At 46.0% G+C, this 23,218-nt stretch carries 35 protein-coding genes; 8 read left to right on the top strand and 27 right to left on the bottom strand.

Annotation, left to right across the window (positions count from 1 at the left end):
* Nucleotides 1-38: 38 nt before the first annotated feature.
* Together FD963_RS00505 and FD963_RS00500 are read right to left on the bottom strand one after the other, a co-directional pair.
* Nucleotides 39-743 carry a transposase gene (locus FD963_RS00505; protein ID WP_215362463.1) on the bottom strand — a complete coding sequence of 235 codons (705 nt, stop codon included), beginning with the start codon at nt 741-743 and terminating at the stop codon, nt 39-41.
* Between the two features lie 12 nt (nt 744-755).
* Nucleotides 756-3,092: a penicillin-binding protein 1A gene (locus tag FD963_RS00500; protein ID WP_215362462.1), complete on the bottom strand. Its 2,337-nt coding sequence runs from the start codon at nt 3,090-3,092 to the stop codon at nt 756-758.
* 105 nt (nt 3,093-3,197) lie between these two features.
* Here FD963_RS00500 and FD963_RS00495 point away from each other — a divergent pair, with 105 nt between their 5' ends.
* From FD963_RS00495 to aroB, 4 genes are read left to right on the top strand one after another with little or no spacing between them, the layout of a single operon-like run.
* Nucleotides 3,198-3,926, top strand: a complete 729-nt coding sequence (locus FD963_RS00495) for a hypothetical protein (RefSeq protein WP_215362461.1) — start codon at nt 3,198-3,200, stop codon at nt 3,924-3,926.
* Entirely contained in the window at nt 3,923-5,044 is a 1,122-nt protein-coding gene (locus tag FD963_RS00490) for a secretin and TonB N-terminal domain-containing protein (protein ID WP_251367245.1), read from the top strand. Before FD963_RS00495 ends, FD963_RS00490 begins: the two co-directional genes overlap by 4 nt.
* 51 nt (nt 5,045-5,095) lie before the next feature.
* The gene (locus FD963_RS00485) at nt 5,096-5,581 is read left to right on the top strand and encodes a shikimate kinase (protein WP_251367340.1); all 486 of its coding nucleotides are present in this window, start codon (nt 5,096-5,098) and stop codon (nt 5,579-5,581) included.
* Nucleotides 5,582-5,597: 16 nt separating this feature from the next.
* Entirely contained in the window at nt 5,598-6,680 is a 1,083-nt protein-coding gene (gene aroB / locus FD963_RS00480; RefSeq protein WP_251367339.1) for a 3-dehydroquinate synthase, read from the top strand.
* Here the strand turns inward: aroB and cyaY are convergent.
* Nucleotides 6,677-7,084 (bottom strand): iron donor protein CyaY, encoded by a 408-nt coding sequence (gene cyaY, locus FD963_RS00475; protein ID WP_251367244.1) that lies wholly within the window; start codon nt 7,082-7,084, stop codon nt 6,677-6,679. The genes aroB and cyaY overlap by 4 nt on opposite strands.
* A gap of 17 nt (nt 7,085-7,101) precedes the next feature.
* On the opposite strand from cyaY, the gene FD963_RS10320 reads away from it, so the two are divergent.
* Nucleotides 7,102-7,293: a lipoprotein gene (locus tag FD963_RS10320; protein ID WP_251367243.1), complete on the top strand. Its 192-nt coding sequence runs from the start codon at nt 7,102-7,104 to the stop codon at nt 7,291-7,293.
* Nucleotides 7,293-8,591, top strand: coding sequence for a diaminopimelate decarboxylase (lysA, locus tag FD963_RS00470; RefSeq protein WP_215362458.1), 1,299 nt, complete (start codon nt 7,293-7,295; stop codon nt 8,589-8,591). The genes FD963_RS10320 and lysA overlap by 1 nt, the downstream gene beginning before the upstream one ends.
* Before the next feature lie 99 nt (nt 8,592-8,690).
* Here lysA and FD963_RS00465 read toward each other — a convergent pair whose 3' ends face one another.
* On the bottom strand, nt 8,691-9,416 hold the full coding sequence (locus FD963_RS00465; protein ID WP_215362457.1) for a cytochrome c: 726 nt from the start codon (nt 9,414-9,416) through the stop codon (nt 8,691-8,693).
* A 114-nt stretch (nt 9,417-9,530) separates the two neighbouring features.
* On the opposite strand from FD963_RS00465, the gene yihA reads away from it, so the two are divergent.
* Nucleotides 9,531-10,196: a ribosome biogenesis GTP-binding protein YihA/YsxC gene (yihA, locus tag FD963_RS00460; RefSeq protein ID WP_215362456.1), complete on the top strand. Its 666-nt coding sequence runs from the start codon at nt 9,531-9,533 to the stop codon at nt 10,194-10,196.
* Nucleotides 10,174-11,208, top strand: a complete 1,035-nt coding sequence (hemB, locus tag FD963_RS00455; protein ID WP_371818477.1) for a porphobilinogen synthase — start codon at nt 10,174-10,176, stop codon at nt 11,206-11,208. Before yihA ends, hemB begins: the two co-directional genes overlap by 23 nt.
* Nucleotides 11,209-11,226: 18 nt before the next feature.
* Here the strand turns inward: hemB and dsbD are convergent, their stop codons facing one another.
* From dsbD to rplP, 23 genes are all read right to left on the bottom strand, one after another.
* Entirely contained in the window at nt 11,227-12,903 is a 1,677-nt protein-coding gene (gene dsbD / locus FD963_RS00450; protein ID WP_215362455.1) for a protein-disulfide reductase DsbD, read from the bottom strand.
* Nucleotides 12,900-13,250 carry a divalent-cation tolerance protein CutA gene (gene cutA, locus FD963_RS00445; RefSeq protein WP_215362454.1) on the bottom strand — a complete coding sequence of 117 codons (351 nt, stop codon included), beginning with the start codon at nt 13,248-13,250 and terminating at the stop codon, nt 12,900-12,902. The genes dsbD and cutA overlap by 4 nt, the downstream gene beginning before the upstream one ends.
* A 69-nt stretch (nt 13,251-13,319) precedes the next feature.
* Nucleotides 13,320-13,712 (bottom strand): 50S ribosomal protein L17, encoded by a 393-nt coding sequence (gene rplQ / locus FD963_RS00440; protein ID WP_072582073.1) that lies wholly within the window; start codon nt 13,710-13,712, stop codon nt 13,320-13,322.
* Between the two features lie 16 nt (nt 13,713-13,728).
* A complete protein-coding gene (gene rpoA / locus FD963_RS00435; protein ID WP_215321281.1) occupies nt 13,729-14,709 on the bottom strand; it encodes a DNA-directed RNA polymerase subunit alpha in 981 nt (326 codons plus the stop codon).
* 23 nt (nt 14,710-14,732) lie between these two features.
* Nucleotides 14,733-15,356, bottom strand: a complete 624-nt coding sequence (gene rpsD / locus FD963_RS00430; RefSeq protein ID WP_011901924.1) for a 30S ribosomal protein S4 — start codon at nt 15,354-15,356, stop codon at nt 14,733-14,735.
* A 118-nt stretch (nt 15,357-15,474) separates the two neighbouring features.
* A complete protein-coding gene (gene rpsK / locus FD963_RS00425; RefSeq protein WP_011901923.1) occupies nt 15,475-15,882 on the bottom strand; it encodes a 30S ribosomal protein S11 in 408 nt (135 codons plus the stop codon).
* Between the two features lie 18 nt (nt 15,883-15,900).
* Nucleotides 15,901-16,266, bottom strand: a complete 366-nt coding sequence (rpsM, locus tag FD963_RS00420) for a 30S ribosomal protein S13 (RefSeq protein WP_071464450.1) — start codon at nt 16,264-16,266, stop codon at nt 15,901-15,903.
* A 24-nt stretch (nt 16,267-16,290) separates the two neighbouring features.
* Nucleotides 16,291-16,407: a 50S ribosomal protein L36 gene (gene rpmJ / locus FD963_RS00415; protein WP_012357167.1), complete on the bottom strand. Its 117-nt coding sequence runs from the start codon at nt 16,405-16,407 to the stop codon at nt 16,291-16,293.
* A gap of 35 nt (nt 16,408-16,442) precedes the next feature.
* The gene (infA, locus tag FD963_RS00410; RefSeq protein ID WP_068320132.1) at nt 16,443-16,661 is read right to left on the bottom strand and encodes a translation initiation factor IF-1; all 219 of its coding nucleotides are present in this window, start codon (nt 16,659-16,661) and stop codon (nt 16,443-16,445) included.
* Between the two features lie 4 nt (nt 16,662-16,665).
* Complete coding sequence (gene secY / locus FD963_RS00405) at nt 16,666-18,003, bottom strand: preprotein translocase subunit SecY (protein ID WP_215362453.1); 1,338 nt, start codon at nt 18,001-18,003, stop codon at nt 16,666-16,668.
* 17 nt (nt 18,004-18,020) lie between these two features.
* Complete coding sequence (rplO, locus tag FD963_RS00400; RefSeq protein ID WP_215362452.1) at nt 18,021-18,461, bottom strand: 50S ribosomal protein L15; 441 nt, start codon at nt 18,459-18,461, stop codon at nt 18,021-18,023.
* Between the two features lie 27 nt (nt 18,462-18,488).
* Nucleotides 18,489-18,677, bottom strand: a complete 189-nt coding sequence (gene rpmD / locus FD963_RS00395; RefSeq protein WP_046329387.1) for a 50S ribosomal protein L30 — start codon at nt 18,675-18,677, stop codon at nt 18,489-18,491.
* Nucleotides 18,678-18,701: 24 nt separating this feature from the next.
* Nucleotides 18,702-19,220 carry a 30S ribosomal protein S5 gene (rpsE, locus tag FD963_RS00390; RefSeq protein ID WP_011901917.1) on the bottom strand — a complete coding sequence of 173 codons (519 nt, stop codon included), beginning with the start codon at nt 19,218-19,220 and terminating at the stop codon, nt 18,702-18,704.
* A gap of 18 nt (nt 19,221-19,238) precedes the next feature.
* Entirely contained in the window at nt 19,239-19,592 is a 354-nt protein-coding gene (gene rplR / locus FD963_RS00385) for a 50S ribosomal protein L18 (protein ID WP_215360615.1), read from the bottom strand.
* Between the two features lie 13 nt (nt 19,593-19,605).
* Nucleotides 19,606-20,139, bottom strand: a complete 534-nt coding sequence (rplF, locus tag FD963_RS00380; RefSeq protein WP_071464447.1) for a 50S ribosomal protein L6 — start codon at nt 20,137-20,139, stop codon at nt 19,606-19,608.
* A 10-nt stretch (nt 20,140-20,149) separates the two neighbouring features.
* A complete protein-coding gene (rpsH, locus tag FD963_RS00375) occupies nt 20,150-20,545 on the bottom strand; it encodes a 30S ribosomal protein S8 (RefSeq protein ID WP_011901914.1) in 396 nt (131 codons plus the stop codon).
* Nucleotides 20,546-20,569: 24 nt separating this feature from the next.
* Nucleotides 20,570-20,875: a 30S ribosomal protein S14 gene (rpsN, locus tag FD963_RS00370; RefSeq protein ID WP_011901913.1), complete on the bottom strand. Its 306-nt coding sequence runs from the start codon at nt 20,873-20,875 to the stop codon at nt 20,570-20,572.
* A gap of 9 nt (nt 20,876-20,884) precedes the next feature.
* Nucleotides 20,885-21,427: a 50S ribosomal protein L5 gene (gene rplE, locus FD963_RS00365; RefSeq protein ID WP_046329383.1), complete on the bottom strand. Its 543-nt coding sequence runs from the start codon at nt 21,425-21,427 to the stop codon at nt 20,885-20,887.
* Nucleotides 21,428-21,443: 16 nt separating this feature from the next.
* Entirely contained in the window at nt 21,444-21,752 is a 309-nt protein-coding gene (gene rplX / locus FD963_RS00360) for a 50S ribosomal protein L24 (protein WP_011901911.1), read from the bottom strand.
* A gap of 9 nt (nt 21,753-21,761) precedes the next feature.
* The gene (gene rplN, locus FD963_RS00355; protein ID WP_015420241.1) at nt 21,762-22,130 is read right to left on the bottom strand and encodes a 50S ribosomal protein L14; all 369 of its coding nucleotides are present in this window, start codon (nt 22,128-22,130) and stop codon (nt 21,762-21,764) included.
* 183 nt (nt 22,131-22,313) lie between these two features.
* Nucleotides 22,314-22,583: a 30S ribosomal protein S17 gene (gene rpsQ / locus FD963_RS00350; RefSeq protein WP_011901909.1), complete on the bottom strand. Its 270-nt coding sequence runs from the start codon at nt 22,581-22,583 to the stop codon at nt 22,314-22,316.
* Nucleotides 22,584-22,595: 12 nt separating this feature from the next.
* Nucleotides 22,596-22,790, bottom strand: a complete 195-nt coding sequence (rpmC, locus tag FD963_RS00345) for a 50S ribosomal protein L29 (protein ID WP_215362451.1) — start codon at nt 22,788-22,790, stop codon at nt 22,596-22,598.
* 14 nt (nt 22,791-22,804) lie between these two features.
* Complete coding sequence (gene rplP, locus FD963_RS00340; RefSeq protein WP_011901907.1) at nt 22,805-23,218, bottom strand: 50S ribosomal protein L16; 414 nt, start codon at nt 23,216-23,218, stop codon at nt 22,805-22,807.

The following is a 23,218-nucleotide window of genomic DNA, read 5'->3' as shown; positions in this document are numbered from 1 at the left end:
CAACGCCCTATTTGAAGCATAGGGAAACTATTATTTTTCTAAGCTATTGAATTTAATGAATTAATTTTTCTAGGGCGTCCACGATGGCGAATTAATGCAAGCTCCGGAGCATCTTTAAAGAGCTTTTTCGCATAAATATCACTCACCCAAGGCTTGGAGCGCAATAAAGATTCCGTGATTTGGCGGTCTTCCCAGTGGGGCGCCCCCTCTTTTACAAAGTTCGACCAGCTCAACTGTCTCTCAAAAGGGGTATTACCCAGCCTCCAAAAATGCTGATGATCTACCAACCAAGGCTCTGCATTGCCCCCAATGTGGGTTGCAAAACTCGTCCATACGGAGCTTTGGGGATTGGATTCATATCCAGATCTCACTGGATTGAGCTCTATGTAACGCTGGCAGCGTAAAAAATAATCTGGGTCAATCAAAGACGAGCGATAGCGCCCCTCCCAAATAGTTCCAGAGCGGCGATGCTGTTGATTGAAATATTGCGCATAACGACGGCCAAGGGACTGCATTGTTTTAGCAAGCGAATCTTCGCCTTGGGGAGTCATAAGCAAATGCACATGGTTAGGCATTAAAGCAAAGGCATGCACAGCACAACCAAACTGCCTAGCTGCTTCTCGCAACCACTCTAAATAAATGGAACGATCTTCATCGGCAAAGAAAATGGTTTCACGATTATTACCACGGACCATCACATGCATTGCTTGGCCTGGTATTACTGTGCGGGCTTGCCGTGCCATGTTGAAAACGAACTATTGCAGTTCGCGCACACCGCCGTTAGTAGAGAAGTCCGGGATAAACCAGTCGCCATCAACTTGCGTTACACCGCTTGGTACTTCGCGGGAGATCTGAGGGCTATCTTTTAATGCAGTCGCCATATAAGAAATCCACATTGGCAAAGCAAGTCCACCGCCAGTCTCTCGATCACCTAAACTCGCAGGCTTATCAAAGCCAATCCACGCAATCGCAACTACTTTAGGGTTATAGCCAGCAAACCAGGCATCGTGTGAATCATTCGTTGTACCTGTTTTACCAGCAATATCGCTGCGTCCCAACTTACCACGCGCTGAGGCTGCTGTACCCGTCTTGGTCACTTCTTGCAGCATGCTGTCCATCACAAATGCAGTGCGCGCATCCAAAACACGCGGCGCATCTTCACCCGCATGCGTAGGCTTTGCTTCGAACATAACGGTGCCTTTAGAGTCCACCATCTTGTCAATTAAGAATGGGTCTACACGATAGCCGCCATTGGCAAACACACTATAAGCAGAGGCCATCTGCAATGGGGTTACAGAACCCGCGCCCAAAGCCATTGTTAAGTAAGGGGGGTGCTTTTCTGGTTCAAAGCCAAAACGCTGAATATATTCCTGCGCATAAGAAGGACCAATGGCGCGAATAATGCGAACCGAGACTAAGTTCTTTGATTTTGCCAAGGCATTGCGCAGGCGCATCATGCCATCATACTTACCATCGTAGTTTTTTGGCTCCCAGGCCTGGCTGCCAGTCTCCATACTACCAATGGATAAAGGTGCATCGTTCACCATCGTGCTTGGGGTAAAGCCTTTTTCAATGGCTGCAGCGTAGATGAATGGCTTAAACGAGGAACCAGGCTGACGTAAGGCTTGTGTCACGTGGTTGAATTGGTTGCGACGGAAATCAAAGCCGCCCACTAAAGACAGAATTGCACCGGTCTCCGCATTCATGGATACAAAGGCAGCCTCCACTTGCGGCAACTGGGCTAGCTTCCAAACTCCGCCATCAGACAGCAAACGCACCACTGCGCCAGGACGCAAGCGCTTTTTGGGCTGAGTGCTGTCGGTAATAGATGCGGCTGCCAACTTCATACCCTCGCCTTTAATGGTGATGGTGTCTCCAGTTGAAATCATGACTTGCATTTCTTTTGGTTTCACATCAAGTACAACACCAGACTGCAAATCATCTAACTGTGGGTAAGCAAGCAATGCCTCATCAATCGCGCGCTGACGCTTTACAGAATCCTCTGGAAGATCGATAAAACCTTCTGGGCCACGATAAGCATGCCGTAAATCGTATTCAAAAATTCCACGGCGGACTGCTTTATAGGCCGCATCTTGATCTGCCTTCAAGATGGTCGTGTAGACGTCGATCCCTTGTGAATAGATTGCCTCGCCATACTGCGTAAAGAGTAATTGACGAACCATTTCAGCAGGGAAGTCAGCGCGAACCGCAAACTCATTACCCAAGCCGCGAATATGCAATTCTTCAATCATCGCTTTTTGGTATTCCTCTGGCGTGATGTAACCCAGATCGCGCATGCGCTGAAGAATGTACTCTTGACGAATCTTGGCACGGCGGAAATTGCTAACGGGGTTATAGGCTGACGGCGCTTTTGGCAAGCCAGCGAGCATTGCTGATTCCGCAATGGTGATGTCTTTGAGGTCCTTGCCAAAATAAATCTGTGCGGCACTCGAGAAGCCAAAAGCCCTCTGACCCAAGAAAATCTGGTTCATATAGATTTCCAAGATTTTGTCTTTGGTTAATTGAGACTCAATCTCCCAGGCCAGGAGTACCTCATAAATTTTTCGGCTAAAGGTTTTCTCATTACTCAGGAAGAAGTTGCGAGCCACCTGCATAGTGATAGTGGACGCACCTTGCGAAAGGTGTCCGCGCAAATTGGTTACCGCTGCCCGCAAAATGCCAACGTAGTCCACGCCACCGTGAGAATAGAAACGATCATCCTCAATTGCTAAAACAGCGTTGCGCATACTCAACGGTATTTCATTTAAGGGGATGACTTTGCGACGCTCTTCGCCAAACTCACCAATCAATACCTTGTCTGCGGTATAGATACGCAAAGGAGTCTTAGGGTTGTAATCCGTTAAAGCAGAGATCTTCGGTAGATTGGGTTTAGCAACCAAGAACGCATAACCCATCAATAGCGTGATTACCAAAGCAAAGACTACGCCGATGATCAGCAAAGCCTTTACGAGTGGATTACTGGAAGTCTTGCGCGGCAAGCCAGGCTCAACTCGTGAATTCCGAGGACGTCTATCGGATGGACGAATGGGACGCTGATTCAGCGGCGGCTTGTCTTTTGGAGGTAAGGCCATATGTCCAAATTATAGGGTGCTTAGGCAATTTCCCTAAAAGCTCCAAAACCCCTCTCCCGCTTATAGACAAGATCTAATTTCTGACGGCGGGTTCAATCTAGGCTGATGGATTTTCAGCATCCAAAACCGAAGAATATGGGCATGCCCGCACGCCATATTTCCAGCCAATCTTTTGATGAAATTCTGAGTGATCTTGGTGATGATCCAGCCATCCCCGACCCCCATGGAATCCGCAAACCACCACCCCAACAAAGTGCACCGCCTAGAGCTCCAAACCAAGGCAGAAACAATCCCTTCCCAGAGCCTTTAGTTCCTATTCAGATCAGAAATTCACTCCAAGGAATTGCACTTCCAATCGCCTTGATTGGTATCTTGTTGGCAGCGGCTATTGCATTTTTTGTGGCCTACACCTCACTGAATAAGCAATCCCAAGATGCTTTGGAGGCATCCCAACAACAAGTTTCGGAATTGAAAAAAGAGATGCTATTAATGCGTGATCAAATTAATCAAGATCAGGATGAGCTATATCTAGCAATTGATGAAATAGAAGTAAGTATTTACTCTTTAAAGGAAAGAAAGGCAGAAACAAGAGCTCCCAACAGGCCGCAAGCACCAACTCATGAGTCGGAGCTACGCCGCTGGCGCTACTTTGGCACATCCCAAATTGGCAATACCCAGCAAGCCTATTTTCATACTGGGAAAAGCCATCTTGCCTTTGAGAAGGGGGCGCAGGTTTTAGGGGAATGGCGCCTAAGCTCAATCGAAAAAGGACTTGTGACCCTGACGCATCCCCAGGGCAAATCTATGATTCTGAGGGCCTCAAAAAGCGAATGAAGCTCAGCCTAAATGACGCCCAGAAATACTTCAAACTGATCACCTGTTGGTTAGCTGTATTGATGCTTTTATCCAGCAATACAGCAATGAGTAATACGCCTGCACAAAATCATTTCCTGATCCCTATTAGCCTGCAATTTACCGATATCGAATTAACAGAACTTTTAGAGACCATGGCCAAATTGGGTAATACGAATTTTTTATTAAGCGAATCCATTAAAGGGAAGATTTCTATAGATCTTAAAAATACCTCTTGGCAAACAGCGCTTCACTCCATTCTGGCGAGCCGCGGTTTACGACTGGTGCGCAACGGAGAAATCTACTGGATTGGGCCTCATGCAGAAATCCAAGCTTTTCAGAAATTCCGGCGTGAAGATGCAGCCCTTCCCTTTGGCGGAGACCACATTAATAGTCCAAGGCAAATCCTCATAGAGGCCCGAATAGTTGAGGCTGATGAACGCTTTGCCCGTGAGCTAGGGATTAAGCTGGGATATCAAGCTAATGGTGTCGGAGATAAAACAGATCAAAAATTGATTGGCAGCATGGATCTGGGTGGCGCCGGTTTGAGTGGTTTTAATCCAGCAACCATGGCGGCAACCTTAGTCTCCAAAAATGGGAGCCGCATTCTGCAGGCAGAACTTTCTGCGCTTGAGTCTGAAGGCCAAGGAAAGATTCTCTCCAACCCTCGCATCATGACTGGCGACCAAGTAAAGGCAACCATTGAGCAAGGCACAGAACTGCCATACCAAACCTCTAGCCAAAATGGCAGTAAATTGCAATTTAGAAAGGCAAACCTTCGCCTAGAGGTTTTACCAAAAATCCATCCAGACGGAAAGATTTCAATGCTAGTGGGCATTAATAAGGACACTGTAGGCATGAAAACCGAGCAAGGCTATGCGATTGATACCAAAAGCCTCAGTTCGGAGGTCACCGTTGAGAATGGGGGAACGGCCATCATTGGTGGCATCTTCCAAACAACCGATCGGGAAGATGAAGTCAAAATCCCGCTATTGGGTGATATACCCCTCATTGGTCATTTTTTTCGCCATAAATCCAAATTACAAGATAAAACCGAGCTGCTGGTCTTTTTAACTCCGACCGTTCTCGACAAACCCTAATAAAATCGAAGGGTGAACTCCTCGACAAACAATATCTTTCTGATCGGCCTCATGGGCGCGGGGAAATCGACCGTTGGTAAAGTCTTGGCAAAAAAATTAGGGCGCCGCTTTCTAGATGCCGACCATGTGATTGAAGAGCGCTGTGGCGTAAAAATCCCCGTCATTTTTGAAATGGAAGGCGAAGACGGATTTCGCAAAAGAGAAGCTCAAGCCATTCGAGAAATCACTGCCGAGCAAGATATTATTTTGGCAACCGGGGGTGGCGCTGTTCTCTCGCCAGAAAATCGGCAGGCATTAAGTGAAGGTGGCACCGTGATTTATCTTCACGCAAATCCAATTGAACTTTGGCATCGTACCAAAGGTGGCGAGGGTCGCCCCCTATTAAAAAATGGGGATGCCAAAAAGATTTTAGAAAACTTATACGCCGTTCGCGATCCTCTGTATCGTGAAATCGCTGACTATGTGATTGAGACTGGAAAGCCCAGCGTTAATCAACTAGTTAACACCTTAATCATGCAGCTTGAACTTTCCGCTTAAATACATTGGCAATATGATGAAAATACTTGAAGTTGATCTCGGTAATCGCAGTTACCCAATTTATATTGGCAAAGATCTGATTGATCAAGCAAGCTTATTTAAGGCCTGTGAAAAAGCCACCTCTATTTACATCGTTAGCAACACTACGGTTGCCCCTCTTTATGCCGAGCGCCTAACTAAAACACTCAACACCTTTGGCAAACCCGTCAGAACAATTGTTCTACCTGATGGTGAGTCATACAAAGACTGGAAAAATCTTCAGTTAATTTTTGATGACCTTTTAAAGTTTGGTGCTGATCGCCACACCATGTTGATTGCTTTAGGTGGTGGCGTTATCGGCGATATGACTGGATTTGCTGCAGCCAGCTTTATGCGTGGCATTCGCTTTATCCAAGTACCCACTACCTTGCTTGCACAGGTAGACTCTTCCGTTGGCGGTAAAACAGGCATCAATCATCCGCTAGGTAAAAATATGATTGGCGCCTTTCATCAGCCAGTCGCCGTGATTGCCGATCTCAATACCTTAAAGACTCTACCTCCGAGAGAGTTATCTGCTGGTCTTGCTGAAGTTGTGAAGCATGGCGCTATTGCAGACGCCCAATTCTTAGACTGGATTGAATCTAATGCGACGCCGCTGCTAGCCTGCGACACAGAAGCAATGGGTCATGCCGTCTTACGTTCCTGTGAAATTAAATCTGCAGTGGTTTCTGCAGATGAAAGAGAGGGGGGTATTCGTGCAACCCTCAATTTTGGTCATACCTTTGGTCACGCAATTGAAGCGGGTATGGGCTATGGCGAATGGTTACATGGCGAAGCTGTCGGATGCGGCATGGTGATGGGAGCTGATCTATCGCGTCGACTCAATTACATTAGCGACGCTGATGTTCAGCGCCTCACCACAATCATCCAATCTATGAATTTGCCCATTACGCCGCCCAAGCTTGGCGCGGGGCGCTATATGGAGCTCATGCAAGTGGATAAAAAAACTGAGGGTGGGCAGATCCGTTACGTTGTTTTAGAAAAAATTGGTAAAGCCCAGATTAAAAGCGTAGATGATGCCCAAGTGATTGAAACTTTAAACGCTACTGGCGCGGCTTAAATCAAGCCAATTTTGACTGCTTGACCAGCTTGAGCGCTCGCAAACTCAGTCAAGTCGCTCAATAACTCTTTCCCTGTCTTGGTATCCAGCCACAAGGGTTGTGCCATCGTACCAGCCCAGCGATAGTGATAACCGCCGGATTTGGCAGCAACCCAAATCTCATGCAAAGGTGGTTGTGTATTGATCACAATGACACTTTTATCCTTAAAACGAATATTGATCACATTCCCACCCTGGCGCTCGATATCCAAGTCGAGGTCTAACGCATCATCAGCAGCCTCCAATGCCACCTCTATGGATTGCAATAAATTGCTTCCTAGCTGGTAAAACTGCTTGTCATCAATGGTTTCTACGCCTGGATTATTTGGATTCATACCGGAGTCCTGCATGCTATATTCAATCATTCGTTTTAGAGACATTCATGATAGCGATTCTTAATAGAGCCCTCTGCCTTAGCCTTCTAATATCCCTTGTTGGGTGTGGGGTAAGGGGACCGCTATTTATGCCAAATGTGCCGCCAGTTCCAACAGCCCCTACAGAGCCGGAACCTAAAGGCAAGTTATACCCACCTCAAACCCCTGCTAGCACAAGCAATTCTTCATCGGCTAAGTAATGACAAGCAAAGCAATTCCCCTTCCTAAGTTATCTGGGTTTACTGAACGCGATGGCTATTGGCATGCCGAAGAAATTCCACTCGCAGATTTAGCAAAAGAATTTGGTACGCCGCTATACATCTATAGCAAAAAAGCATTAACTGAAGCTTACCAAGCCTACGACAAGGCATGCGTTGATAGCAATGGCAAACGTCGTGCCCGCGTGCACTATGCCATGAAGGCAAACAGCAATTTAGCGGTAATTGATTGCTTTAAAAAACTGGGAGCCGGGTTTGATTTGGTGAGTGGCGGTGAGTTAGCTCGTGCATTGGCAATTGGCGCAGATCCAAAGAGCTTAGTGTTTGCCGGTGTAGGCAAATCTGCCGCTGAAATCACTACTGCCCTCAAGGCGGGCGTCAAATGCATCAACGTAGAATCCATTGCAGAGCTACACAAGATTAATCGCGTAGCCACTGAACTCAACTGCCGCGCCCCAATTTCTTTGCGTGTTAATCCTGATGTAGATGCACAAACCCATCCCTATATTTCCACCGGACTTAAGGGCAATAAATTTGGCATCGCCTATCACGAGGTTCTAAAAACCTATCGTGAAGCATCGCAACTCTCTCAAATTGATGTTGTAGGCATTGATTGTCATATTGGCTCACAGATCACCACCACTGCCCCCTATTTAGACGCCCTAGATAAAGTCTTAGATCTTGTCGCGCAACTGAAAAAAGAAGGTATTGTGATTCACCATCTCGATCTTGGTGGTGGTCTTGGTATTTCTTATAGCGATGAAACCCCGCCAGACATTACTGAATTTACAAACACCTTATTGAATCGAGTGGCTGAGCGTGGTTTTGGTCACCTTGACGTTGTGCTTGAGCCAGGCAGGTCATTAGTAGGCAATGCCGGCGTGCTACTAACAACTGTAGAGTATTTAAAGCCTGGTGCTGAGAAGAACTTCTGCATTGTTGATGCTGCAATGACTGAACTGATGCGACCTGCCCTATATGAAGCACATCATGGAATAGTTCCCGTGCAAAAGAAGGCAGCAAAAGCATTGACCTATGACATCGTTGGTCCTGTTTGCGAATCTGGCGACTGGCTAGGAAGAGATCGTCATCTCGCAGTAGAAGAGGGCGATCTTCTGGCCATTTTGTCAGCCGGCGCTTATGGTTTTGTGATGGCATCTAACTACAACACACGCCCTAAACCTGCAGAGATTATGGTTGACGGGAAAAATGCTTACGTGATTCGCGCACGCGAAAAAACTGCCGACTTGTTTTCTTCAGAGACAGTTTTACCAACCTAACGATAGGCAATCGGAATGTATCTAAAACCTTTGTAAAAGTTTTTAGATAACAAAAAACCCCGCTGAAGTAGCGGGGTTTTGTTTTAATGCTTTGGCTAATTAATGCAATCCTGCTATGTAATCAGCTACCGCTTTCATTTCTTTATCCGAAAGCTTAGAAGCAATCGTTGTCATTTGACTACTGTTGGTGCGAACGCCTTCACGGAAAGCTAGCAACTGGGCATTATTGTATTCAGCCCATTGACCACCAAGGAGTGGGTACTGAGCAGGAATGCCAGCGCCTGTTGGGCTGTGGCAGGCAGCACAGGCTGGAACGCCTTTTGCTGCAATACCACCGCGATAAATACTTTGGCCTAATGCGATTGTTTCTTTATCTTGAGCAACACCCTGGGAGATAGGCTGCTTGGATAAAAAAGCTGAAATATTTTGCATATCTTGTTGAGTCAAAGTGGCAGCCATACCCATCATGATTGGATTTGCGCGAGTGCCTTCTTTAAAGTTTTTTAACTGCTTTGTGAGGTATGCAGCATGCTGAGCGGAAAGCTTTGGCCATGTACCAATCGCACTTTGGCCTTTAGGGCCATGGCAAGTGATACAGGCGGTTACGCCACGAGTTGCATCGCCATTTGAATACAGTGCCTCACCGGCTGCTGGATCAACCTTAGGCTTACCTGGAACTTCTGCTTTAGCTTCTGGAGCAGCCGCCATAGGAGCAGCATCGGCCGCAAAAACTGCACCCGATACGCTGATCAGAGCGAAAATGGAGAGAACCGCAAAACCAGCCCGTAAGCCAGTTAATTTGGAGATTTGAGAGGTTTGACGCATTATGTTTACCTTGGCAAAAATTCCTAAAAGTGTTTGGGCCCTGCATTTACAACTTTTTACCCAACACCATGAGATATTTCATGATTTTGCGTGATTTTACAATAGCTTCTGGACATGTCTAAACTCTTTCAAGCCCGATTCGCCACCACAGTCAATGACACCCATTGTCTGCCTGCCACCCCGCTGCGAGAGGTGGCCTTCGCTGGCCGTTCAAATGCGGGCAAATCTAGCGCCCTGAATGTGCTTTGCAACCAAAAAAGGCTGGCTTTTGCCAGTAAAACGCCTGGACGCACCCAACATATCAACTATTTTGGTGTTTTTGCAAAAGATGACCTGCTGGCTTATTTAGTCGACTTACCAGGCTACGGCTATGCGGCAGTCAATCATGAGACCAAATACCACTGGAATGCCCTTCTAAGCGATTATCTGCAAGAGCGAGAGCAGTTGGTAGGCATGATCCTCATCGTGGACTCCAGACGCGGAATAACCGATCTAGATGAGCAAATGATTCAGTGGTTTGTCCCTACCGGCAAGCCAATTCATGTTTTGCTGAGTAAGTGCGACAAATTGAACAAAAGCGAGTGCAAGCATGCTCTTGAGGCAGTCACTAAGCGACTGCAGCAATATGACCCAGCACTACCCGATGGAACGGGTGACTCGAAGCAACTTACGGCACAATTATTTTCAAGTACCAAGCGGATTGGCCTTGAAGAGGCAGATAATTTAATTATTAAATGGCTATTTGAAGCAAAAACTCATGAAGATGAAATCACCAGCTAACTCATTGCTTAATTTTCCAGGGCATCGTCCTCGTCGCATGCGTCGTGATGATTGGTCACGTCGCCTCATGCAAGAGAACAGTATTTCGGCGAACGATTTAATCTACCCCGTCTTTTTGCTTGAAGGTCAAGGCAAATCCGAAGCAGTTATCTCTATGCCTGGTGTTAACCGCCTTTCATTAGACCAACTTATACCGGTTGCACAAGAATGCGTGGATTTAGGTATACCAGTGCTTGCGCTTTTTCCAGTAATCGACATTGCATTAAAAACCCCTGATGGCAAGGCGGCCTTTAATCCAAAAGGGCTTATTCCTACTGCTGTTCGCGAACTAAAAAAACGTTTCCCCAATTTAGGCATCATGACTGATGTAGCGCTTGATCCCTATACAAGCCATGGTCAAGATGGGGTGCTCGATGAGCAAGGTCGTATTCTGAATGATGAGACAACGGCGATCTTAGTTCAACAAGCCATCACTCAAGCTGAAGCAGGTGTTGATATCGTTGCCCCATCAGACATGATGGATGGGCGCATCGGAAAAATTCGTGAAGCGCTCGAGCAAAAGAATTTAATTCACACCCGGATCATGGCTTACTCAGCTAAATATGCCTCTGCTTTTTATGGCCCCTTTAGAGATGCAGTTGGTTCTGCAAAGAACCTAGGTAAAGCTGATAAAAAAACATATCAAATGGATTGCGCCAATGGTGACGAGGCTTTGCGGGAGGTTGCTCTCGACATCAGCGAAGGTGCAGATATGGTCATGGTGAAGCCTGGTATGCCTTATTTGGACATCGTGCGTCGCGTCCGTGAAGAGTTTAACTACCCCACTTATGCCTATCAAGTAAGCGGTGAATACGCCATGCTTAAGGCTGCCGCACAAAATGGCTGGCTAGATCATGATGCTGTGATGATGGAATCGCTGCTCGCATTTAAACGCGCAGGTGCTGATGGTATTTTGACTTACTTTGCACTCGAAGCGGCGCGCTTACTTAAAACAAACGCAGCAGGCAAATAAAAAAACAAATTTGATTTTCTATTGAGTGTTTGCTACTTGTTTTAAGCGTTCAATAAAACGCTGCGGTGGCATATAGCCAATCACACGTTGGTCTTTTAGCTCTTGTGAATTTTGATTAAAGATCAGAATTCCGGGGGGACCAAATAATCCAAAGCGCTTAAGTAATGCCTGGTTCTCAGGGCTATTTGCAGTAATGTCCGCTTGCAATAAGACAAACTGTTTTAACTCTTTATTTACCTCTGGATTAGTAAAGGTATTTACTTCCATTTCTTTACAGCTAATACACCAGTCTGCATAAAAATCTAGGAGGACCAATTTCTTTTCTTCTCGAGCTTTACTTAATTGCGCATCTAACTCTGCAGGTGAATGAATCACTGCAAAAGATAAATCACCCACTTGATGAATTCGCTGACCATTGACTGTTTTTGTGGTTACTGCAACATCATTTTTCTGGAGTAATGGCGAGGCAATCCATGCTGCCGTGGCGACCAGAAGAACTCCCAAGGTACGCTGCAAGTAGACCATCCAAATACCCGTGGATGGAATCAGAATACGGGCCTCAATCGCAATAAAGAATAGTGGTAGACCCATGCCTAAGGCCATTACAAAAAGGAGTCCTGCGCCTAGGCTCATAGAGCCGGTTTGCGCAATAAAGCCCAAAACGCCTGCCAGGGGCGCAGTAATACAGGGGCTGGCTACTAAAGTAGAAATACCCCCCAAAGCAAAAGCACCAAATACATTACCGCCCTTTTGGCGCCCCGCCAACCGATCTACATGGTGATGCCATGATTGCGGCAACCGAAGGTCATATAAACCAAACAAACTACCTGAAAGGGCCAAAAGTAATAGGGCAAAAGCAGCTAATGCAAAGGGACTCTGCAAAGCACGCTGTACGCTCCCACCAAGGGCTGCCATAAGCACTCCAGCCAAGGCATATATCAATGCCATACCCAAGACATAGGCCAGCGCTAAGATGCTGGCACGCCCCTTGGTTACAGTCTTACCGTCTTGAGTGCCAAAGATAACGCTCGACAAAATAGGCAGCATGGGAAGGACGCAGGGTGTAAAAGCGAGCGCAAGCCCCAATACAAAGAAAGCTAGAAATAAATAAGCGGTCGAAGTACTTTCTAAAAAGCGACCAATAGCATTGACGTCATCGCGCTCACGCCATAAGTCAGCCAAGCTGAATTCGGCCGAAGAATTATTTATGGGCTGGACACCATCCAATGCCTCTGGTATTGGCGCAGCTTTTACTCCAGGGCCAGCCAGTAAAAATTTCAGCGTCATCGGTGGGTAGCAAATACCCGCTTCTGCGCAACCTTGAAGCGTCACTTCAGCAAGAATCGGTTTGCCGTCAACAGTCTTTACATCCAAAAATACCAAGAAGGGCTCTTTATAAACTTGTAATTTTTTCTGAAAAGTTTCATCAAATTTCACCACGCCCGATGGCAATGAAGGCTTTATATTACTTAGCTTCTCGGCCTGCGTCCCCGCTTGGAACCTTAAAGATTCTTGATAGATGTAATAGCTTTTAGCAGGCAAAAATTCCAACTCCACTTGATTGGAATTTTCTAACCAAGTAGCCTCCACTCGGAACGCTTTCTCTGGGAGCAAGAAATCCGGCGCAGCAAAAACTTGCGCGGACAGGAATAAAAATAGGGCAAAGATCTTTGCTACAAAGGAATGCATTCTCATGACTTCGAATTTACCTCAGACTTTACCCACTTGCCGTATTGCTGTTCATATTGCTCTGGAGAAAAGGCCAATATTTCCGGCAAGTCATAAGGATGTTGTTCTTGAATAAAGCTGGAAATTTCTAGCCATTTACTTGCGGTAGTTTTTGCCGAAAGCAACACTTCCTGCTCCTCGCAAACCTTGTCTTCCCAGCGGTAAATTGATTGGATGCCATCCATAAGCTGCACGCAAGCAGCTAAATTCTTCTCCACCAAGGAACGCGCCAAGACTTTGGCCGCCCCCATGTCTGGAAGACTCGACAACACTACTAAAAGCTTTTCGGAATTGACTGGGTAATTTTCAGACATTATCTATTTATAACTCGATAAATGAAAAAAGCCAGGCCGAAGCCTGGCTTTTTACCGTAACACCGAGACTTAAGCCTCTTCAGTTACTGCTGTTTCTTCAACTTCTGGGCGATCCACCAACTCAACCAAAGCCATTGGTGCATTGTCGCCATGACGGAAGCCAAACTTCAAAATACGAAGGTAGCCGCCTGGACGTGTTGCGTAACGTGGGCCGAGCTCTGTGAAGAGTTTAGCCACAATGTCGCGATCACGTGTGCGATTAAATGCTAAGCGGCGGTTTGCTAAGTTGTCTTTTTTACCTAAGGTAATCAAGGGCTCAACAACCATGCGCAATTCTTTTGCTTTTGGCAAAGTCGTTTTAATGACTTCGTGCTCCAAAAGTGAATTGGACATGTTGCGCAGCATCGCCAAGCGATGTGATGATGTTCTATTTAGTTTGCGTAAGCCGTTTCCGTGACGCATGATGCTTCCTTTCTAATTATTTCTCGAGGTTAGCTGGAGGCCAGCTTTCGAGTTTCATGCCAAGACTTAAGCCACGAGCCGCTAAAACATCTTTAATTTCATTCAAAGATTTGCGACCTAGATTAGGCGTCTTCAACAATTCATTCTCTGTACGTTGAATCAAGTCACCAATGTAGTAAATGTTCTCAGCCTTCAAGCAGTTTGCAGAGCGAACTGTGAGCTCGAGATCATCAACCGGACGCATCAACATTGGATCAACCATTGAAGAGCGGCTTGGTGCTAGATCACCAGAAACTTCGCTGCTCTCAAGAGCCGCGAATACAACTAGTTGGTCAACCAAGATGCTAGCTGCTTGACGAATTGCTTCTTCAGGAGACAGCACACCGTTTGTTTCAATCGTCATTACTAAACGATCGAGGTCGGTACGTTGCTCAACACGAGCAGACTCAACAGCATAGCTAACACGGCTTACTGGGCTGAATGAAGCATCCAACACAATACGACCAATAATCTTAGTAGCTTCGTCGCTGTACTGACGAACGTTACCAGGCACATAGCCACGGCCTTTTTCAACCTTGATCTGCATGTCCAATTTGCCACCAGCTGACAGGTGAGCGATCACGTGGTCAGGGTTCATGATTTCTACATCATGTGGCAAGTCGATATCTTTTGCTGTAACAACGCCTGGACCTTCTTTACGCAAATTGATAGTAACTTCATCACGTGACTGCAACTTAAATACGATACCTTTGAGGTTCAACAAGAGGTTTACTACGTCCTCTTGAACTCCATCCAATGTGGAATATTCATGAACAACACCGGCAATTGCTACTTCAGTTGGCGCATATCCAACCATCGAGGACAAGAGTACGCGACGTAATGCATTTCCGAGTGTGTGGCCATAGCCACGCTCGAACGGCTCCATAACAACCTTAGCTTGGTTGGCGGTAAGCGCTTCAACAGAAATAATCTTTGGCTTGAGCAAATTTGTTTGCATATTTTTTCCTTGAGAGTGCCTAATTAGCGTGAATACAATTCAACGATCAAACTTTCATTAATTTCACCGCTAATATCTTCACGGTCAGGCACTTGCTTAAATGTTCCCTCGAGCTTAGCTGCGTCAACTGAAACCCAAGTAACAGCTGCCATTTGTCCAACCAAATTGAGTGATTCAGTAATACGCGCTTGCTTCTTCGCTTTTTCACGAATCGCAACTACATCACCAGGCTTAACCTGAATTGATGGAATATTGACAGGGCTACCATTGAGCAAAATTGCACAGTGAGAAACCAACTGACGTGCTTCAGCGCGTGTTGAACCAAAGCCCATGCGATACACCACATTGTCTAAACGTGACTCAAGCAACTGGAGCAATGTTTCGCCAGTATTGCCCTTACGACGCTCAGCTTCTGCGAAGTAACGACGGAATTGACGCTCTAATACGCCATAGATACGCTTAACCTTTTGCTTTTCACGCAATTGATTACCGTAATCAGATGTTCTTGAGCCAGATGTACGGCCATGTTGACCAGGCTTAGTATCTAACTTGCACTTGTCTGACAGGGCGCGACGTGCGCTCTTTAAAAATAAGTCGGTACCTTCCCGACGTGCTAATTTGGCCTTAGGCCCTAAGTAACGTGCCACGATGCTTTCCTTTCTTTGCCGCAGCCTTACGACCGGCGGTGAGTTCGCCTTTTAAATCAGGCGAACAGTGGGCTTTAATAAAAAACTACTGAAACTGTTGTACTGCCAACTTCCAAGCTTAAATACGACGACGCTTAGGAGGACGGCAACCATTATGTGGAACTGGAGTTACGTCTTGAATCTCAGTGATCTTGATGCCTAATGAGTTCAATGCACGAACTGCTGATTCACGACCTGGGCCTGGGCCTTTGATCTGAACTTCCAAGTTCTTGATACCGCATTCAACGGCTGCTTTACCAGCAACTTCTGCAGCTACCTGAGCAGCAAAAGGTGTTGATTTACGTGAGCCCTTGAAACCCTGGCCGCCAGAAGTTGCCCATGAAAGCGCATTTCCCTGACGATCAGTGATCGTAATAATGGTGTTATTAAAAGAAGCGTGAACGTGTGCAATACCGTCAGCAACGTTCTTTTTAACCTTCTTACGAGCGCGCTGTGAAGCGGCGGAAGCGGATTGTTGTTTTGCCATGTCAATAAACTTTCTTGATTATTTCTTCAGTTGCACGCCAGACTTACGCGGGCCCTTACGGGTACGAGCGTTTGTCTTAGTACGTTGACCACGTACAGGCAAGCCCTTACGATGACGTACGCCACGGTAGCAACCTAAGTCCATCAAACGCTTGATGCTCATAGTTACTTCACGACGAAGGTCACCTTCAGTGATGAACTTACCTACTTCATCACGTAACTTTTCCAAGTCAGCGTCAGTAAGATCTTTAACTTTTTTATTGATTGCAACACCTGTGGTTTGACAAATTTTGTTAGCACGAGTTGTGCCAATGCCAAAAATTGCTGTTAAACCGATAACAGTATGTTGATGATTTGGGATGTTTACCCCAGCGATACGTGCCATGAGATTTCCTCTTAATTAACCAGATCAGCCTTGACGCTGCTTATGACGTGCGTCTGAAGAACAGATCACGCGAACAACGCGTTTGCGCTTAATGATCTTGCAATTTCTGCAAATACACTTAACGGATGCTAAAACTTTCATAACTCACCTCTAAAAAAATTGGTACTTCTTAATCTTTACTTCGCGCGGAAAATGATTCTGGCGCGCGTTAGGTCGTAAGGAGTCATCTCCACCGTCACCTTATCTCCCGGCAAAATACGAATGTAGTGCATCCGCATCTTTCCGGAAATGTGCCCTAGAACCACATGTCCGTTTTCCAGCTTCACGCGAAACATCGCGTTCGGCAAATTCTCTACAACCTCTCCCGCCATCTGAATTACATCGTCTTTAGACATTCAGTTAAGCGCCCATCTTAAAGTTGGCTTTCTTCATCAAAGAGCCGTACTGCTGTTGCATCACGAATGACTGGACTTGAGCCATGAAATCCATTGCAACAACCACAATAATCAACAATGAAGTGCCACCGAAATAGAACGGTACGTTGTACTTCAATACTAAGAACTCTGGCAACAAGCAAACCAGAACCATATAAATTGCACCAGCCAAAGTTAAGCGCACCAAGATCTTATCGATGTAACGCGCTGTTTGGTCGCCCGGACGAATACCAGGAACAAATGCACCACTCTTCTTTAGATTCTCAGCAGTCTCACGGCTGTTAAATACCAATGCGGTATAGAAGAAACAGAAGAAAATAATCGCAGCTGCGTACAAAATCGTATACACAGGTTGACCAGGAGCTAATGTTGCTGCCAAGTCTTTAATAATTCTGCTGAACATATTGGTTGGCTCGCCTGATGTAAACCAACCAGCAATCGTTGCAGGGAATAAAATAATCGATGAAGCAAAAATCGGAGGGATAACACCTGCCATATTTAACTTCAATGGGAAGTAAGAGGATTGCCCACCGTAAATCTTGTTGCCAACTTGACGCTTAGCATAGTTCACCAAGATACGACGCTGACCGCGCTCTACAAACACTACAAAGTAAGTTACCGCTACTACGATCACAACGATCAAGAGGGCGGAAATAATATTCATTGAGCCAGTGCGTACCAACTCTAACAAGCTAGCTAAGGCATTTGGTAAGCCAGAAACAATACCGCCAAAAATAATGATGGAGATACCGTTACCAAGACCACGCTCAGTAATTTGCTCACCAAGCCACATTAAGAACATTGTGCCGGTTACTAAAGTAACTACAGTATTGAGTTCAAACATCAAACCTGGGTTAATAACTAAACCTGGCTGAGCCTGCAATGCAACTGAAATGCCTAATGCTTGGAATGTTGCCAAGAACACAGTGCCGTAACGAGTGAATTGGGTAATCTTGCGTTGACCAGCTTGACCTTCTTTTTTCAAAGACTCTAAAGAAGGTACAACAATGGTCATTAACTGCATGATGATCGATGCAGAAATGTACGGCATGATTCCCAAAGCAAATACTGTAAAGCGAGATAAAGCACCGCCTGAGAACAAGTTAAACATTCCCAAGATACCGTCTTTTTGGCCAGAGAACAGCTGTGCCAATTGGTCAGGATCAATTCCAGGGACTGGAATATGAGCACCCAAACGGAACACGAGCAAAGCCAACACCAGGAAGACTAAGCGTTGGCGTAATTCGCCAAACTTACCGCCTGTTGCTGCAGTGCTTGCGTTATTGGTAGGTGCTAATGCCATATCTACTAAAAGACCTATTAAACCAATTCAACCAATTTACCGCCAGCTGCTTCAATAGCTGCTTTTGCGCCGGCAGTTGCTGTAATACCTTTGAGGGTTACAGCAATCTTGATTTCACCAGTCTTAATTACTTTAATTGCATTGATTTGCTCACCAGCAAAACCGTGAGCCTTCAATACCAATAAGTCCACTTCTGGCAAGTTGATTTTTGCTAAGTCGTTCAAAGTAATTTGACCAACGTGACGACGTGTCAAAGATACGAAACCACGTTTTGGCAAACGACGGTACATAGGCATCTGACCGCCTTCAAATCCAACCTTGTGGAAACCACCAGAACGGGATTTTTGACCTTTGTGACCACGGCCAGCAGTTTTACCAAGACCAGAACCGATGCCGCGTCCAACGCGACGACGGTTTTTCTTGGAGCCTTCTGCAGGTTTAATTGTATTGAGTTGCATATTCTTCGCCTATTTACTTGCTAGTTATTAGCCAACGACTTTAACTAGATAAGAAACTTTATTAATCATGCCGCGAACAGCTGGAGTGTCTTCCAATTCAGAAACTGAATTGATGCGACGAAGGCCTAAGCCTCGTACAGTTGCACGGTGGCTTTCGCGTGTACCGATCAAGCTGCGTACTAATTGCAGTTTGACTTTGGAGTTAGTTGTTGTCATTTGTAGATTCCTAATCTTTTGGTCTTAGCCGAGAATCTCTTCAACTGACTTACCGCGCTTAGCAGCAATCTCAGCAGGAGTACTCATTTTGCTCAAACCATCAATGGTTGCGCGAACCAAGTTGTATGGGTTTGTAGAGCCAAGTGACTTAGCAACCACGTTAGTTACACCCATCACGTCGAAAATTGCGCGCATTGGACCGCCAGCAATAATGCCAGTACCGTCTTTAGCTGGAGAAATCAAAACGCGTGACGCGCCATGTTGACCAGTAACAGTGTGCTGCAAAGTGCCTTTACGCAAAGTTACTTTGATCATCTTACGACGAGCTTCATCCATTGCTTTTTGAACAGCAACTGGAACTTCTTTTGATTTGCCTTTACCCATGCCGATGCGGCCATCGCCATCGCCAACTACAGTGAGTGCAGCGAAGCCGAGAATACGACCACCCTTAACCACTTTAGTTACACGATTAACAGCGATCATCTTCTCGCGAAGACCATCATCACGCTCTTCGTTTTGCATCTTAGTTTGCATTTTTGCCATGTTTTTTCCTAAACCCTATTAGAACTTCAGGCCGGCTTCACGCGCAGCTTCAGCTAAGGCCTTAATACGGCCGTGGTAACGATGTCCGGAACGATCAAACGCAACATCAACAACGCCTGCTTTAACAGCACGCTCAGCAACTAACTTGCCGATTTGTTTTGCCGCTTCAGCGTTGCCGCCGTTTTTGATCGCTTGGCGCAAATCTTTTTCCATTGTTGAAGCAGCTGCTACAACTTTGGTTCCGCATGGGCTATAAACCTGAGCAGAAATATGAGTATTGCTACGGATAACTGTTAAGCGATTTGCCAATGCTTCGGCAATGCGAATACGAGTCTGCCTAGCGCGTCTTTGTCTGGATTCGTCTTTATTCATTTTCTAATCTCGCTTACTTCTTCTTAGTTTCTTTCAGATGCACAACCTCATCCACGTAGCGAACACCTTTGCCTTTGTATGGCTCTGGTGAACGGTAAGCGCGAACTTCAGCTGCGACCTGGCCAACTTGCTGCTTGTTGGAACCTTTGATAATGATTTCAGTTTGAGTTGGAGTCTCAGCCTTCACACCCTTTGGCAGGTTGTAAATAATGTCGTGTGAGAAACCTAACTGCAACTTCAATGTTTCGCCCTGAGCAGCAGCACGGTAACCAACGCCTACCAAGCTGAGCTTGCGCTCAAAGCCAGCAGTTACGCCAACAACCATGTTGTTAACCAAAGCACGAGCTGTACCTGACTGTGCACCAGCTTCTGGTGAGTCGTTATTTAAAACGACTGTCAATACGCCATCTTCTTGTTTCAAACCAACTGAAGGGTGCAAGTTGTGTGTCAAGGTACCCAATGGGCCTTTAACTGTAACGTTTGCACCGTTGATGCTGATTTCAGCGCCTTTAGGAACTGTAATTGGTGATTTACCTACGCGGGACATATTTCGCTCCTTAAGCTACGTAGCAAATAACTTCGCCGCCCACGCCTGTTGCACGTGCTTTACGGTCTGTCATTACGCCTTGAGGGGTTGAAATAATTGCAATGCCCAAGCCATTCATTACCTCTGGAATGTCATGGCGGCCTTTATAGATACGCAGACTTGGTGTAGAAACACGGTCAATACGTTCAATAACAGGACGGCCTGCATAGTATTTGAGATCGATATGGAGCACTGGCTTAGCTGCCTCACCTTTGATTTCAAAACTTTCGATATAGCCTTCATCTTGCAAAACTTTTGCGATGGCTACTTTTACTTTTGACGACGGCATCAAGACTACGGGTTTCTGCACTGCTTGCGCATTGCGGATCCTTGTCAACATGTCGGCGATTGGATCGCTGATACTCATGAGTTCTCCTAATTCTTTCGCCGCTTACCAGCTGGCCTTGGTTAAACCGGGGATTTCGCCACGGAAGGCGATTTCACGAATCTTGCTACGAGCCAAACCGAATTTACGGAATGTGCCACGTGGTCGACCGGTTAATGAACAACGATTTCTTTGACGAATCGGGCTTGCGTTACGTGGAAGTGCCTGTAGTTTCAAGCGAGCTTCATAGCGCTCTTCATCGCTGCGTGATTGATCAGCGATGATCGCTTTGAGTTCGGCACGCTTTACAGCGTACTTCTCTACAGTTTTTGCGCGCTTATTCTCGCGCTCAATTAGGGATAGTTTTGCCACGTTAGCCTCTTAATTGCGGAAAGGGAATTTGAATGCTGCCAACAAAGCTTTTGCTTCTTCGTCGGTTTTAGCAGTCGTCGTAATACTGATATTGAGACCGCGGAGGGCATCAATCTTGTCGTATTCGATTTCAGGGAAAATGATCTGTTCTTTAACGCCGATGTTGTAATTACCACGGCCGTCAAATGCTTTGCCAGAAATTCCGCGGAAGTCACGTACGCGTGGCAATGCAACAGTAACGAAGCGATCTAAAAATTCGTACATGCGTGCGCCACGCAATGTCACCATGGCACCGATTGGGTAACCTTGACGAATTTTGAAACCTGCAATCGCTTTTTTTGCCTTAGTTACAACTGGCTTTTGGCCCGCAACTTTAGTTAAATCACCAACTGCATTTTCGATAATTTTCTTGTCGTTCACTGCATCGCCTAAGCCCATGTTCAGGGTTACCTTAGTGATACGTGGAACTTCCATTACAGATTTGTAACCAAACTTGGCGATCAAATCTGCAACAACTTTAGCTTGATAGTGCTCTTGAAAACGTGTGCTCATAATTTCTCCGTGCCCCTTATGCGCTTAAAGTTGCGCCAGTGGTTTTGAGGAAACGCTGCTTTTTACCATCCACGAGTTTGATACCAACACGTGATGGTTTGCCGTTACCGTCAACCACAGCCACATTAGAAATGTGAACAGGCATCGTCTTGTCAATCATGCCGCCAGTAACACCGGCTGCTGGATTTGGCTTAACGCTCTTTTTATAAATGTTTACGCCTTCGATCACTAACTTGTTCTCGAGAACGGCTGTAACAGTTCCTTGCTTGCCCTTATCGCGGCCAGTCAACAGAACTACGGAATCACCTTTACGAATCTTTTTCATATCAGCCTCTTAAATAACTTCTGGGGCGAGAGAAACGATCTTCATGAACTTTTCAGTACGCAACTCGCGCGTCACTGGTCCAAAGATACGTGTGCCAATTGGCTCTAACTTAGCGTTGAGCAATACCGCAGCGTTGCCATCAAACTTAATCAATGAACCGTCTGGACGGCGAACACCCTTAGCAGTTCTCACTACTACGGCGTTATAAATGTCACCTTTTTTTACACGGCCACGTGGAGCAGCAGACTTTACAGTCACTTTAATGACATCACCGATACTGGCGTAACGACGCTTAGAGCCGCCCAATACCTTGATGCACAAAACTTCACTGGCGCCTGTGTTATCGGCAACCTGTAATCTACTTTCGGTTTGTATCATTTCTAATCCCCAACTTGTTGGCCAGAGGCAAACAGTCTTGGTTCCGTCTATGGGCTTTAACGAAAGCTAAAACCCGGAATTAATGAAAAACACTGCTTCTCCAATAAAACCAGAGAAGCCTTCTATTCTACTACGTAAAATAGGGATTTGGGAAGAAACTTCACCAAAATCCCTAATATTTCTTTAAATACCCTTTGAAGCCTCAACTAAACGGGTCACAACCCAAGATTTAGTGCGTGAAATTGGCTTGGATTCAGCAATTTCAACCGTATCACCCATCTTGTATGTGCCAGCTTCGTCATGAGCGTGGTACTTTTTGGACTGGCCAACGTACTTACCAATCACCGGATGCTTAACTTGACGCTCAACTAACACGGTCACAGTTTTTTGCATTTTGTCGCTAACAACACGGCCCACTAGGGTGCGGCGTAAGGGTTTAGATAATTCTGTCATATCCCTTTTTCCTTATTTCTGTGCAGTCTTTTGGGCGATAAAAGTTTTAACACGAGCGATGTCGCGCTTATTTTTACCCAATTGGCTGGTATTTGTGAGTTGCTGAGTGCCTTTTTGCATGCGGAGCTTGAAACCGGTCTTAAGCAACTCGGTTAACTCTGCATTTAAAGCTGTCAGATCTTTTGAAGCTAATTCTGTATTTTTCATAATCTCTATCCCGATCAACCTAAGTGGCGAATCACGAAAGTGGTCTGTAAAGGCAACTTAGCAGCAGCAAGCTTGAAAGCTTCGCGCGCCAATTGCTCGTCAACACCGTCCATCTCGTAGAGCACTTTGCCTGGTTGAATTTCAGCTACGTAGTACTCTGGATTACCTTTACCGTTACCCATACGTACTTCAGCAGGTTTCTGTGAAATTGGCTTATCTGGGAAAATGCGAATCCAAATACGGCCACCACGTTTAATGTGACGAGTCATTGCACGACGTGCTGACTCGATTTGGCGAGCAGTCAAACGACCACGGCCAACGGCCTTCAATCCAAAGTCACCAAAGGCTACAGAACTACCGCGTGTTGCCACGCCAGTGTTACGGCCTTTTTGTTCCTTACGATACTTGCGACGCTTTGGTTGTAGCAT

Origin of the sequence: Polynucleobacter sp. JS-JIR-II-50, from assembly GCF_018687895.1 — a bacterium.
Lineage (GTDB): Bacteria > Pseudomonadota > Gammaproteobacteria > Burkholderiales > Burkholderiaceae > Polynucleobacter.
The sequence above is the reverse complement of the archived record's forward strand: the minus strand, read 5'-3'. Positions and strand labels throughout refer to the sequence as shown.